This window comes from Asinibacterium sp. OR53, assembly GCF_000515315.1.
Lineage (GTDB): Bacteria > Bacteroidota > Bacteroidia > Chitinophagales > Chitinophagaceae > Sediminibacterium.
Genome location: NZ_KI911562.1, coordinates 1380160 through 1393699, shown reverse-complemented (window position 1 = coordinate 1393699; position 13540 = coordinate 1380160). Strand labels below are relative to the sequence as shown.

Annotated in this window: 10 protein-coding genes; 4 read left to right on the top strand and 6 right to left on the bottom strand. The window is 47.1% G+C overall.

Translation table 11 applies throughout. The features are described from left to right. Nucleotides 1-4: 4 nt before the first annotated feature. Nucleotides 5-1633, bottom strand: a complete 1629-nt coding sequence (locus SEDOR53_RS0106300) for a DUF1800 family protein (protein WP_084220378.1) — start codon at nucleotides 1631-1633, stop codon at nucleotides 5-7. A gap of 136 nt (nucleotides 1634-1769) precedes the next feature. On the opposite strand from SEDOR53_RS0106300, the gene SEDOR53_RS0106295 reads away from it, so the two are divergent. From SEDOR53_RS0106295 to uvrC, 4 genes are all read left to right on the top strand, one after another. Next, on the top strand, nucleotides 1770-2348 hold the full coding sequence (locus SEDOR53_RS0106295; RefSeq protein ID WP_026768962.1) for an RNA polymerase sigma factor: 579 nt from the start codon (nucleotides 1770-1772) through the stop codon (nucleotides 2346-2348). Nucleotides 2349-2387: 39 nt separating this feature from the next. After that, entirely contained in the window at nucleotides 2388-3848 is a 1461-nt protein-coding gene (locus SEDOR53_RS0106290; protein WP_026768961.1) for an outer membrane beta-barrel protein, read from the top strand. Between the two features lie 78 nt (nucleotides 3849-3926). Further along, nucleotides 3927-4514, top strand: coding sequence for a hypothetical protein (locus SEDOR53_RS0106285; RefSeq protein ID WP_026768960.1), 588 nt, complete (start codon nucleotides 3927-3929; stop codon nucleotides 4512-4514). Between the two features lie 10 nt (nucleotides 4515-4524). Beyond that, entirely contained in the window at nucleotides 4525-6333 is a 1809-nt protein-coding gene (gene uvrC / locus SEDOR53_RS0106280; RefSeq protein WP_026768959.1) for an excinuclease ABC subunit UvrC, read from the top strand. Between the two features lie 202 nt (nucleotides 6334-6535). Here the strand turns inward: uvrC and gldN are convergent, their stop codons facing one another. From gldN to SEDOR53_RS0106255, 5 genes are all read right to left on the bottom strand, one after another. Continuing rightward, nucleotides 6536-7588, bottom strand: coding sequence for a gliding motility protein GldN (gene gldN / locus SEDOR53_RS17270; protein ID WP_051416521.1), 1053 nt, complete (start codon nucleotides 7586-7588; stop codon nucleotides 6536-6538). 9 nt (nucleotides 7589-7597) lie between these two features. Then, nucleotides 7598-9148 carry a gliding motility protein GldM gene (gene gldM, locus SEDOR53_RS0106270; protein WP_026768958.1) on the bottom strand — a complete coding sequence of 517 codons (1551 nt, stop codon included), beginning with the start codon at nucleotides 9146-9148 and terminating at the stop codon, nucleotides 7598-7600. Between the two features lie 59 nt (nucleotides 9149-9207). Beyond that, nucleotides 9208-9957 (bottom strand): gliding motility protein GldL, encoded by a 750-nt coding sequence (gene gldL, locus SEDOR53_RS0106265; protein WP_026768957.1) that lies wholly within the window; start codon nucleotides 9955-9957, stop codon nucleotides 9208-9210. Nucleotides 9958-10008: 51 nt separating this feature from the next. Then, complete coding sequence (locus tag SEDOR53_RS0106260; RefSeq protein ID WP_026768956.1) at nucleotides 10009-11292, bottom strand: SUMF1/EgtB/PvdO family nonheme iron enzyme; 1284 nt, start codon at nucleotides 11290-11292, stop codon at nucleotides 10009-10011. A gap of 187 nt (nucleotides 11293-11479) precedes the next feature. Further along, entirely contained in the window at nucleotides 11480-13516 is a 2037-nt protein-coding gene (locus SEDOR53_RS0106255; RefSeq protein WP_037360690.1) for a thioredoxin domain-containing protein, read from the bottom strand. Between the last annotated feature and the right edge of the window lie 24 nt (nucleotides 13517-13540).

Below are 13540 nucleotides of genomic sequence, written 5' to 3'. Positions count from 1 at the left end.
GGTTTTATGCCAGCTGATATTCAGAAAGGTCCATCAGGTATTTCAACAGATCGCGCACTTTGTTTTTAACAGTAGTAGTATTCGCTGTGTCACCAGGCGTAGAAATATACAGGTTCCACGCACCCGTCCAGTAATAATCGCTGATTTGTCCGCTCAGTAAAATATCCTGTTTCACCTGCGCTTTGGAAGCGGCCGACAAATCGATCCTGAACAAGAGCCTGGTCAGGTCATCGATGAGTTTGTTAGGATCGCCGGGCTGCGACAATGTTTTGATGAACCCGACACCGTCTACCAGTATTTTCTTACCATTGAATGTATAGCCGCTGTTCATCAGGATATCGCTGAATTGATTGCGCTTGGGAAGCGTATCGCTGTTGATCCATGTTTCATAAAACTGCGGCACCTGGTAATAAGCTTTCCATCCGCTCACATCGGGCGGATCGCCGATGTTCTGTTGCAGGCTGGCAACCCAGCTCAGGAGATAATTCCAATGTCCGTAATTGCTCACATAATCTGTAAGAGGCGGGAAACTCAATTCCAGTTCCCTGCAAAATCCCACTACAAAATCCACCGGGCTCTTGATCTGGCATCCTCTGGAGAGTGCGTCGAAGAAGTGTTCACTTTTGAGCAAGGTACTGAGGACCGGCACAATATTATAATTGTTGCTGCGGAAAATGGCGGCCAACGGAGTGATCACATTCGCTTCTACCGTACTGTCTATATCGTAATAAACAAACCATCGGTACAGACGGCGGCAAATGTACATAGCCACTTCATCGGCGGCCAGTATCATAGAGATCATGGCATCGATCTCTTCATCACCGGCTGTTGCAGTAGTGCGTCCCTGTATTACGGTATTGTTATAGAATGAGGAGAATTGTTTGCTGTTCTTATCGTGCCGGTTGATGTCGAAATAAGAACTGATGTTCGTTGCGTTATTGCGCCAACCGGTAAGTACGCGTGCTGCAGCTTTCACATCGGCTTCTGTGTATTGCGATCCGGGGCCTTTTCCGCAGCAGAACAGTTCCTGTAATTCCCTTCCATAGTTTTCATCAGGCGCCGCTGCCACATTCTGTTGACCATTCAGGAATACCAGCATACCCGGATCGATGGTCACCGCTTTTACCAGGCTCCTGAAATTGCCCAGCGCATTGGCCCGCAGCATGGCGTGGTGCTTGTACACATATTGCGCATAGCTGATCACCCCTGTTTCGGTAGAAAAATGGTTGTGCCAGAAAAGGGTCATCTTTTCCCGGATGCTCCTGTCCTGGTTCACCATCTGTCCCATCCACCATTTCTTGAAAGAAGCTACCCGCAGGCTGTTCACCGAACCATCGGTATTGGCATCACCCACCCAGGTACTGCCCGCAACGATATTACTGTCGGCCGGGTTGGCGGTTGCCGGTGTAGTATATTCTTTAACCGGAGGAGCTGGCAGGGGGGCCTGAGGGTTGAGCAATTCATCAACCGCCTGGGAACAGGTCTTGCCCAGGAAATAGCTGATATCGGCCCGCCTGGCGCCAAACATGGCCCGTTTCAGCAGGTGAATGACTTCGTTTTCGGTCCAGGGACCGGAATAAGGCGCCAGTCCTGTTGCAGGAGGCGGGGCTGGAAAATCCATTCTGGACATCATGCCGAGGGGTTTAGGTCTGATCTGAGATCGGTTTTTCGTAAGAACGTTTAAAATTAATCAACAGATACATTTTGGCCGTACTATGCAGCATAAGAAGGGAAATAATGTCTATATTTAGGGTACACATTTACCCCTCATGACAGAACAGGCAATCATTGCTGGCTGTTTACATAATGATTCTGCGGCCCAACGCGAACTGTACAACCGGTTCAGCCCTAAGATGCTGAGCGTTTGTTATCGCTTCGCGCAGAGCCGTGAAGACGCAGAGGATATGTTGCAGGAGGGGTTCATTAAAGTGTTTACCCAAATACATACGTTCCAGAACAAGGGGGCATTTGAAGGATGGATCCGGAGGATCGTTGTGCATACCTGTATCAACTTCCTGAAGAAGAATAAAAAATTCAACGAGCGGGTTGATCTGGATTATGCCACTATGGTAGAAGTGCGGGAAGAGACCATTCCATCCATCATGCAGGCCCGGCAGATCATTGAGTGTATCAGGTTATTACCCATCGGATACCGGACGGTATTGAACCTGTACGCTATGGAAGGATATAGTCATAAGGAGATAGGTATGATGCTGGACATCGAAGAAAGCACCAGCCGTAGTCAATATACGCGCGCCAAATCGATGCTGGAGACCATACTGGTAAAGAAAAAAATCATCGAGGTACCCAAAGAGGATTTTCATTGGCTGGCTGCATATAAAAAATAGCAGTGGTTGATTGACCGATAGATTGATGCCGTGTTTGTTATGGAAAACCAAAACTACAGAGACGAACTTGAGCAGTTTTTACACGACGAAGTAAAACAGCACCGGATATATCCTTCCGACCATGTCTGGAAGAATATCCGCACGGAGTTGCATGGAAACCATTCCTGGCCGGCACTCAGCTTTTTTGCCCTTTTCATCATTACCGCACTCACCCTTTCCACTTTACTTATCAACCATCCTGCAAGGTTTGCCGCGCATACATTGCTGGTTGACGGGCAAATGAAAAACAACCTGGCAGCATCGGCAGATCATACCACCGGATCTGTACAAGAAAATTATTTCACACAGATGGCATCCGGACATGTCACTGCAGCTACACTCGAGGAACTGGCCAGCAGGCAAACGGCAACACTGCTGCAGCCCGAAACTGTTCCTACGGTAGGATATGATGCTGTAGCCACCGCTGCAACAGAAAAGACCATGGCAACCATCACTGCCAAAACCACCAACCTGAAGCCAGCTGCTTCTTTGATTGCATCAGCCCAAAACAACAAAGCCCGCTCATCGGGTACTGCTTCATTTACTGCACCCACAGATAACAGGCAGGACGTGGATACAGCCAATAGTCTTGCTGCAAGCGAGAAAGCAGCCCCTGCCACTACCACTGAAACAACAATGCCACCGGTTACGGAGAATACGCACAAAGCTGCTGCTTACGCTTACAATCCGCCTGTTGTTATTAACCAGAAAAGGAATTCCAAAGTAGGTATCCAGTTCTACCTAACGCCTTCTACCAGTTATCGCAAACTCACCGATGAGAAACTGAAAGAGATCATACAACCCGCCAGCACAGCTGTTAACACACCCCTGAGCCAGAACAACAGTTCCGATGTTAACCAGGTAGTGCGTCACAAGCCTGCAATCGGACTTGAATTTGGTTTTGCAGTGCTGTACAATATGAGCAACCACCTCAAGTTCAAAACAGGGGTGCAAATGAACATCAGGCAGTATTATATCGAAACATTCCAGTCACCCACCAGCGATGTGGCCACCATATCATTGATCAATTACCGTGGCATTGAAAATATCAACCTGTATTCACCCTATCATAATAATTCCGGATTGAGTGCAACGCAACTCGATAATAAACTGTACCAGGTAGCTGTTCCCCTGGGTTTACAATGGGAAATACTCGATGGCAAACATTTTGGTGTGAATACAGAAGCTTCTGTGCAACCGACTTTTACCCTCAACAAAAGCGTATACCTGTTGTCTACCGACCTCAAGCATTATGCCGATGGAGGTTCGCTGCTTCGCAAATGGAATGTGAACACAGGCGTAGGCATCAACCTTACGTATAAAACAAGAGGCGCTACCATTCAACTGGGGCCGCAGATCCGTTACCAGCACCTGCCTACTTATTCCAACCTCTACCCCATCAAGGAATACCTGCTTGATTATGGGGTGAGACTCGGTATCACAAAACAACTTTCGAAATAAAAGCCCGTATGCATGATTCTTCTACCACTGCTGTAACAGCGGTGGTTTTTTATGCAGTTGATTGGATAATTTTGTGGGATGAAAAAATCAGTCCCTGCTCTTTTCGTTTTTTTGATAGCGGTATTATCTGTTGCCTGCGGTCACCATGCCGCGCCTGCCGCGCCGCAAACAGCTTCAGCAGACACCGCCGGTTTCTTTGCATTACCCGTTTTTTTCAAAGACCAGTTGGCTTATGCACAATCTGTTCATGCACCCATATACCGCATCACCATCAAAGACGGTAAAAAAGATTCCGTTTCACTGAACCAGGAAGTATTTAAACAGTGGGTAGACATTTTTCTCAGCAAGGATATCTCGGCACCCAATATCAAAGGGTTTTACCGGGAATCTGTTTTTCGCGACCTGGGTACCAAAAGTTATACACTCAGTTACACAACTGCTCACGACAACGCCATCATCCGGGGAATAGATATATTGCTGGATGAAGAAAGCAATAACGTTAAACGGGTTTTTATCAGGAGCCAGTACAACAGGGGCGATACCAGCATTACCGAACAATGCAACTGGAAAGCCTACAAAAGTTTCCAGGTAAACCGCTATATCCATGCAGGCCGTTACAGTTCCACCGAATTGAATTACGTTAACTGGAATAACGATACGCCGTAAATGCACCAACATGACCGCAGATCAATTTCAGCAACTGGCTTCCACCATTCCGCAACAGCCCGGCGTTTACCAATACTACGATGAGGGTAATACCTTGTTGTATGTAGGCAAGGCCAAGGATCTGCGCAAAAGGGTCTCTTCTTATTTTGTTAAGAACCTTACCAGTTATAAAACACATGAGCTTGTTAAACGCATCCATCGCATTGCTTTTACCATTGTAGATTCCGAGCACGATGCATTCCTGCTGGAGAACTCCCTCATTAAGGAATATCAGCCGCGCTATAATATCATGCTCAAGGACGATAAGACCTACCCTTTCATCGTTATCAAAAAAGAACCTTTCTCACGCGTTTTTTTCACACGAAAAAAAGTGAACGATGGATCTGAATACCTGGGACCATTTACTTCGGTAGGCAGGGTAAGGGAGCTCATCAATTTCATCCGCCAGTATGTTCCGTTGCGCACCTGCAAGCTCAACCTCACCGAGCAGCATATCCGGAAAGGCAAATTCAAAGTATGTCTTGAATACCACCTGGGTAATTGCAAAGGGCCCTGTGAAGGTTTACAGTCAGCCGCTGATTATGCAGAAGGCTTGCAACAGGTACGCAATATCCTCAAAGGGAACCTGGGCTCGGTAGTTGGACAGTTCAAAGCCGAGATGCAAGCGCTGGCGGCCGGACTTCAATTCGAAAAAGCAGAGTTGGTAAGAAAAAAAATAGATCACCTCGAGAACTACCAGGCAAAATCTGTGGTGGTAGGCAGTCATTTTGCCGATATGGATGTTTTCTCTATTGTGAAGGAAGACAACCTGGCCTATGTGAATTACCTCATGGTGCAGAACGGCGCTATTGTGCAAACCCATACGGTTCCGCTGGAAACAAAGCTCGAGGAAACAGACGCCGAGGTATTGTCGTTTGCGGTGGCCAGGCTCCGAAGCACTTTCAACAGTATGGCCAAAGAACTGGTAGTTCCCTTTGCTATTGAAGTGGAGGAAGAAAACCTCACACTTACCATACCCAAAGCGGGCGATAAAAAAAAGCTGTTGGAGCTGTCTGTGAAAAACGTGGATTATTTCCGCGAAGAACTGCGCAGGAAAAAGATACTGCACCTGGAAGATAAGAGCGACGAGGAAAAAGCAAAAGTGTTGTACGAATTGCAGGATTTTCTGCAGTTACAGGAGCCCCCTTTACATATTGAATGTTTCGATAATTCCAACTTTCACGGCAGCTACCCGGTTTCGGCCATGGTGTGTTTCAAAGACGGGATGCCCAGTAAAAAAGACTACCGGCATTTCAATGTGAAAACCGTTGAAGGGATCAACGATTTTGCCACCATGAAAGAAGTGGTGTACAGAAGGTACAGGAGACTACTGGCAGAAGAGGCGCCCATCCCCCAACTGGTGATCATTGATGGAGGAAAGGGACAACTGGGCGCAGCCATGGAAAGCATTACCGAACTGGGACTGGTAGGGCGGATGACGGTTGTTGGGCTGGCTAAAAACGAAGAAGAGATCTTTTTCCCTGGCGATAGCCATTCTATCAAACTTCCCTGGAACAGCGACAGCCTGAAACTGGTAAGGCGTGTCAGGGATGAAGTGCATAATTACGGCATCAGTTTTCACCGGAACCAGCGGTCAAAAGGAACATTCAAAAATGAGCTGGAGCAAATACCCGGTATTGGTAAGCAGACTGCCTTGCAATTGCTGAAAGAATACAAATCGGTGAAGAAGGTAAGGGAGGCCGGTGTGGATTCACTGACCGCATTGATCGGCAAGAAAAAGGCGGCATTGGTGACAGCGTATTTTAACGCAGAAAATTAACAGTTCATTAATAAAAAAGGGGCCAGGATAAAAATCCAGCCCCGCTTTTAAAATCCAATATCCTATGAAAAACCGAAGTAAAGATAAGGAAAGCATTTAATTAATACAATCAACTGGCCCTAATAATTATAATGTAAACATAATTTTCACGAAAAAAGGGGACTTAAAAGCCCCCCTTTTTTGCTTATTATACCAAATAAAATTAATACGACCACAGGTCCTGCTCATAATTGAACAGTCTGTCTTTGATCTTATCACCCTCCAACAAACGGAATAGCGGGTCTTTGATCAGGCCACTTAGGAACTTATCGGTGGGGTTGTTGTTACTGGTTTTGATCACATAGCTGGAAAAGAAACGGCTTTCGAAAAGGTCTTCCCATGTCATACGGCTGGCGAAATTTTTAGGATTGTACACCAGGTATTTGGTCAGGGTCTGACGCAGATCGGGATAATGTATCCAGAACAGCGTTTTGCTGGTGGGTTTGTTGTTCACCATGATCTTGGCCACCGGGGCAATTCCAATGATCCGGCAGAACAGGCGGCTTGCTTCCTTATCGAATATCCATTGTTCCTTCAGCCTGAAAGTGTAAATAGAATCGGGGTTCGGTGCATACTTGGTATCATAGATCACTGTGGTATCGTACACATTGGGATTGTTGGCGTTCTGTACCAGCTGTGTATCCAGCGTGCCTTTCAGCAATTTAGAAACATCACTGTATTGCAATGGCTTGGTAAAACGGTCATCACCTCCTTCGGCAGAAAAAGCAACTACGCTGTCTTCACGAATGGCTTTCAGCAGGATCGCAAAAAAGCGCTGGTCGCCCATTTCATCTTTGCCGGGATACATGAAGTTCTGGTTCATTTTTTCCCTGGCATCGATCTCACGCCAGATCATCTCGCTGTACAGCCAGTCGTCTTCACGCAAGTGCTCATACGCCAGTGGCTTTTTCTCCCTCGTAATGGTCCTTTCCACGGCAGTGTTATTCCTCAGGTTCCTGGGGGTTGTTTCTTCAAAACCTCCTACCGTAGTAGTATCCACTGTTTTCTTAGGCTTCAGCGAAGTATCAACAGCAGTAGCATTGGCATTACTCAGTCCGGTTACTTTGTTGGTAACCGTAGAGGGCTGCTGTGTTGTCTGCTGGTTGGTACTTGGAGGATTGTTCGCAGGCTTTTTCTGGCCAAAGTTGAACTGTCCCATAGCACTGCTGCCTATCAGTACCGCAGCCAAAACCATAAGGGAAGTGATTCTTTTCATAACTCACTGTTATTGCAAAATGAATGTAATATTCTGATCCAGTTTACGTGTTCCGCCACCCGGTTCAATCAATTTGATCTCTCCTATTGTTACCGTTGTTCCCGCCTGGCACCGCTTGATCAGGGCACTGGCGCCACCACTGAAAGCGGGGCCTGTAACCTGTGCGAATTCTGGTTCATCAAAACCTTTACCGGTGCAGATCACCATGTAAGACTGCACCTGGAACTTAATGCCTTCAAAAACGAAATCGCGTAAGTCGGCAATCACGCCTGTCTGTACCCTGAACACGTTGGCGGTCATGGTACCACCCGCACTGCCGCCTACAATGGCGATCGGGTCGGGGATCCTTTTCACAGGTATTGTTACCTTTTGTGTTTTCTTTCCATCCGAAGCGATCACATTCACCGAACCCAGTTGGTTAGGTTTTACAATGTATTGGCCAGGGCCGGCTTTACTAAATGTCACATTCGTGCCTTCCACGTTTACCTGTAATTTTTCATCCCCACCACTACCCGTAACACTCAGGGGGTTCTCTATGCCTTTATAGAATACCCTTGTCCTGTCGGTCGATATCACCATACCAGCAGGCACACCCACTGTATATTTCACTTCTTTTTCCACCACTGCCGGTGTACCGTCGGGCTTATAATAAGTGATCCTTACTTTTTTAGTGTTTGCGCCAGGAGAGCTTACGGTAGCTTTGTATTCAGCCGCTCCATCTGCATTCAGGGGTACATTGGCACCATCAATGGTGATGGTAGGCTTGGCTGCTTTACTGAAAGCACCCATACCGGCTGTGATCACCAGTTCTTCACCCGGCATCAGGTACTGCGAATTCGTTCCGGCGAAAGCTTTGAATTCATCATATACGATCTCCACTTCACCTACTTCTTTGTGGCAGTACTCAACCACCTGCGCTTCACTGTTCTTCACATCGTTCTGAAATTTGCTCATGATCGTCAACGCCGCTATAGAAGGGGTCATGTGGAAATAGGTGAATGCCCAGTCATCCTTACCGCCTTCATTTTTTGTTGGAGGGATGCTCAGATCGAGTGGCAGGTTAGGCCCTACATCTTTTTTAATGTCGGGGTCGATAGCGAGCAACTGATCCCTGAATTGCTTCAATTTGGCAAACAGCTCATTTCCTCTCCCTTTTCCGTTGGGTGGCATGGAAACCAACAAACGGGTAGGTGCATCGAGATCGTCTTCTTTAAAAGATTCCTGGCCATTCTCTGTTTTCAGCCCTGATTCTTTTTTCAGATCCAGTTTCAGTCCTTCAATATAGTTGTAAACTTCATCTGCGAGGACCTTTGCTTTTTCTGCTTTGGGCATCCATATCGCAGCTTTTTCATGGGTTTTAGGGTCATCGAATTTCCTTTTGAACGATTTGAATACGTCTGTATTCTTTCGTTCTACAATTTCTGTGGCAGTCTTCAAACTGTGGTCAACTGTCTTGAACGCGTTGAGGATTTCAGATGATACATTCAGTGCCAGCATTGCCGTAAGCACGAGGTACATGAAATTGATCATCTTCTGCCGCGGTTCCTTGGGTAGTGACATGCTTGTTAGTTTTTACAAATTGGTTTTACAATAGTGTTGGATCATCATAACAAGCGGCACTAAGCCCTTCCCTGCATGGCGGTGAGCATATTACCATACACATGGTTCAGTTTGCCCAGGTTGTTGGCCAGTACTGTGATCTGTTCTTTGGCTTTCAGTGCATCTTCTGCGCTGCCCGACATGGCTGCAGAAGCCTGTGTAAGCTTGCCGTAGAACTGGTTCATCGCCTTGAGGTGATTGTTACTCTCCTGTAATTCCAATTCATAAATAGTATTCAGAGACGACAGGTTTTTGGTCAACACCTGAACCTGGTCGTGAAATTGTTTGGTGTGCTCAGTAGCAGCATTGAAACCGGCCAGTGAGTTGGTTACATGCCCCACTGCATCTTTCACCGATCCCAGCGCATGGGCTGCTTCTTTTGTTTTGGCTGAAAAATCACCGGTAGATTTTACCACATCGCTGATCTCTCCCATGTTATGTACTGTAGTACCCAGTTTCTGGAAACCGGCGCTCAGCTTGGAAAGGTTGGCAGGTGTAATATCGGCTTCCTGGAGCATTTTTTCCATCACACCGAGGGCAGGATTACCTGACATAGCAGGCTCGGAAGAACCATGTGTAACATCGGGTGGAGGTAAGATCGCATACACGATGAAAATCATGGCTTCTGTAGTAAGACCGATTTTCAGCGCCCAGTCGGCCCATGAAAGGTGCAGGATCTTAGCCATCGCGCCAAAGATTACAACGGCAGCGCCAAGACATACAATTACGTTTACAATTCGGTTCGTAGAGGGGGAAATTCCAGAGGCCATAGGTTTCTGTTTTTGGGGTTTGGATTTGTTATTGGATTTGGATAAGCTTAGTTATTTGTTTCTCCACTTGGGTGCCAGGTCAATCACACAGCGGAAACCGATATAGGATTTGGCAGTATCCTGGTACTCATAGTTCCGGGTACCTACCTGTAAATAATAGGCGATGTCTTTCCAGCTTCCTCCGCGTACCACTTTACGTTTCATATTGGGCAGGTCGGAATCTTTGGCGTCGAGACGTATATCCGGACTCATATCGGCCATGAAATTATAAGCGCCTTCGTAGTAGTAGGAGCCGGTCCATTCAGACACATTGCCCGACATGTTATACAAGCCATAATCGTTGGGCCAGTATGCTTTGGCAGGAACAGTATAGAAGCCGCCGTCTTCTGCGTAGTTACCACGGCCGGGTTTGAAGTTGGCGAGTAGGCATCCTTTTTTATTGCGCAGGTAATAGTTACCCCAGGGGAACATAGATTCTGTACGGCCGCCCCTTGCTGCATATTCCCATTCCGCTTCACTCGGCAGGCGGAAATCACCGTCAACCGCCATGTTGTGTTTTTCCAGGTACGTATTCTGGTAATGTGTTCTCCAATGACAGAAAGCCATTGCCTGTTTCCAGGTAACACCCACCACAGGATAACCACCATAAGACGGGTGAGAATAATAGCTCTTGGTCATGGGCTCATTATACGAGTAAGAGAAATCCCGCATCCATACAAGGGTATCGGGATATACAGGCTGTTCTTTTGTTACAATGAAATTTTTCCGGGCTATACCTGCGTTCTCACGCTTGGCTGCTTCGGGCAGGTCGAAATATTCCATGTGGTAGATCAGCTTGGCAGGATCGATGCCCGGACGTCCATACAAACGATTATCGGGCGCCAGGTTTAGTTCATTCAGTTTTTCGATCGTTGACCTGTCATATTTGATGGTGGCCACTTTTTTCCAGTCAACCCCCGTCGTATCTTCTTTGTTGATACCCGATCCGAACAGGATCTTGAAAGCCAGGGAGTCACGCACCCAGTTTACAAACTGTCTGTACTGGTTGTTGGTGAGTTCCGTAGCGTCCATCCAAAAACCTGGCATGGAAACTGTACGGTTACGATTGGTGTAGCTGAAGCTGATGTCTTCATCGCTGGGGCCCATGTGAAATGCTCCCGGCGGAATATAGACCATTCCAAGCGGGGGACGCATGTTTTGTTTTGCTGAAGGTGCAACTCCGTGCAACTGCCCGTCATCAGGCAACCCCTTGGCCTTCCCGCTCTTCTTGAAAAAGCAGGAGCTCAGGCTTAAGGACAGCATGGCCATGGTAATTGTAGTCAAATAACCTTTCATAAGATAATAAACTGATTTAGGACAGTGACAAATATATGTTTTGCGTTGACAGTTACGCCAACAGCCCTTTTAATTCTCCATAAATTTTAAATGGGTAAAACTAAATTGTCAATGTTGTATCAATTAGGATTTTACAATAGTGTCCCCAGAGTCGACACTGGCGACAAGCAAATTACCGTATTCTTTGTTACATTTTTGCTAAAAAATCTACTACATCTGTAAAGGGATCACTACATGCCCGGTTTTTGCATAGGTAGAATTTCACTGTATCCTGTCCTTCCAACAGCTTTCCTTTCAACAACGGGAAAACACGCTCTTCGGTTTCCCCGGTCTGGATAATTTTATTGGGGATATATTTTCTCATCACTGGAGCGATAAATTGCTTTGAACGCTGCCCCATAATAATAATTTCATTGGTTCCCCGGATCAATTCCTGGAGACAAAGGGCCCATACCGCGAAAGAATTGGGGTATTGCCGGATGGCACGGGAGAGCGGCTGCAACATTTCCTCTACCCGTCTTTCCCATGTTTCCTCTTCAAAAACCTTCGATAAATACCAAAGATTATGGGCCATTACGGCGTTTCCGCTGGGGGTGGCTCCATCGTAGACCTCTTTTTTGCGCAGGATCACATCTTCCTGGTCTTGTGGCGTATAGAAAAAGAAGCCGCTTCCCTCTTCTGAGAAAGCCGCTATGGCGTGTTGCATCAGCGACCGGGCCTTTAACAGGTACCCTCCGGTGCCTGTCATCTCCTGTAAATGCAGGTAAGCTTCTATAAGATAGGCGTAATCGTCGAGGAAAGCGGGTATCCTGGCCTTGCCCCCATTATAAGTATGGTACCAGTTGCCCTGGTCATCGCAAAGATGGCTTTCCAGGAACCGCATATGGGTCTCCGCCCGCTCCAGGTACGCCGGATTACCCAGAGCTGCATAGGCTTTGCTGTATGCTGTGTTCATCAGGGCATTCCAACCTAGTAATATCTTATCATCAAGTTGGGGTCTTACCCGCTTTTCCCGTTCAGAAAGTAGTTTTTGCCTGTCGGATTCGAGTAACCTGAGCATGTCGTTGATTTCCATGCCCTTCTGTAGTGCTGTTTTTTCCAGCGGCTCTTTTATCCAAAAAATATTTTTATTTTCCCAGTTTCCGGCGGCCGTAACACCATAAATTTCACAGAAAAAGGGGGTATTTCCACCCAATACTGCCTCTATTTCGGCCAGGTCCCAGGTATAAAACCGGCCTTCCTCCCCCTCACTGTCGGCATCCAATGCACTGTAAAAACCCTGTTCAGGCGAGGTCATTTCCCTTTCGATAAATGCCAGCGTTTCCCTGATCCCTCTTGCGTATTTTTCTATCCCGGTTAACTGATAGGCTTCCGCCATTACACTAACCAGCAGGGCATTGTCGTACAGCATTTTTTCAAAATGAGGCACTAGCCATTCATTGTCGGTACTGTATCGCGCAAACCCGCCACCCAATTGGTCGTAGATACCACCGTCGAGCATTTTATCGAGGCTCAGCAAAGCCTGTTGTAAAGCCGCTTCGTTTTTGGTGAAATGAAAATGCCGCAGCAAAAAGCAGATCGACTGGCTTTGCGGAAATTTAGGCGCCTGCCCGAATCCGCCCCATATTTTATCGGCATTGCCGAGCATATTGCGCACGATCTCTTCTTCATTCGCAGCGTCATATAAAGCGTCTGTAGCAGATAGCGTCCGGTCCATGCCAAATGCATTGGATTGCAGCAAGTGTTCTGTAAGCTTCTGGGCCTGCTCTTCTATCGCTTCTTTTTTTGCCGAAAAAGCCTGCCGAACCCCTTCCAGTACTTCAGACCAGCTCGCCCTGTTGTGGGCCCTTACCGGGGGAAAATACGTACCACCGTAAAAAGGTTTTTTATCCGGCGTAAGGAATACATTCAACGGCCAGCCTCCGCTGCCGGTCATGGCCTGTACCGCATCCATGTAAATATGGTCCAGGTCGGGCCGTTCTTCACGGTCTATCTTGATATTGATAAAATGCGCGTTCATGAAAGCCGCTACAGCCGCATCTTCAAAACTTTCTCTTTCCATCACGTGACACCAGTGACAGGCGGCATAGCCGATACTTACGAGTATGGGTTTATTTTCCTGCTTTGCCCTTGCTAAAGCAGTTTCGCCCCAGGGATACCATTCCACCGGATTATGCGCATGTTGTAACAGGTAAGGACTGGTTTCGTGTATAAGATGATTCATGATAAATGTGCAAATGGCTCGATG

What these genes read in the sequence shown, in the direction of transcription:
- SEDOR53_RS0106260 (WP_026768956.1), bottom strand. Translation starts at nt 11,292, where the DNA reads ATGAAAGGTTATTTGACTACAATTACCATGGCCATGCTGTCCTTAAGC.
- SEDOR53_RS0106255 (WP_037360690.1), bottom strand. Translation starts at nt 13,516, where the DNA reads ATGAATCATCTTATACACGAAACCAGTCCTTACCTGTTACAACATGCG.
- SEDOR53_RS0106300 (WP_084220378.1), bottom strand. Translation starts at nt 1,633, where the DNA reads ATGATGTCCAGAATGGATTTTCCAGCCCCGCCTCCTGCAACAGGACTG.
- gldM (WP_026768958.1), bottom strand. Translation starts at nt 9,148, where the DNA reads ATGTCACTACCCAAGGAACCGCGGCAGAAGATGATCAATTTCATGTAC.
- gldL (WP_026768957.1), bottom strand. Translation starts at nt 9,957, where the DNA reads ATGGCCTCTGGAATTTCCCCCTCTACGAACCGAATTGTAAACGTAATT.
- SEDOR53_RS0106295 (WP_026768962.1), top strand. Translation starts at nt 1,770, where the DNA reads ATGACAGAACAGGCAATCATTGCTGGCTGTTTACATAATGATTCTGCG.
- SEDOR53_RS0106285 (WP_026768960.1), top strand. Translation starts at nt 3,927, where the DNA reads ATGAAAAAATCAGTCCCTGCTCTTTTCGTTTTTTTGATAGCGGTATTA.
- SEDOR53_RS0106290 (WP_026768961.1), top strand. Translation starts at nt 2,388, where the DNA reads ATGGAAAACCAAAACTACAGAGACGAACTTGAGCAGTTTTTACACGAC.
- uvrC (WP_026768959.1), top strand. Translation starts at nt 4,525, where the DNA reads ATGACCGCAGATCAATTTCAGCAACTGGCTTCCACCATTCCGCAACAG.
- gldN (WP_051416521.1), bottom strand. Translation starts at nt 7,588, where the DNA reads ATGAAAAGAATCACTTCCCTTATGGTTTTGGCTGCGGTACTGATAGGC.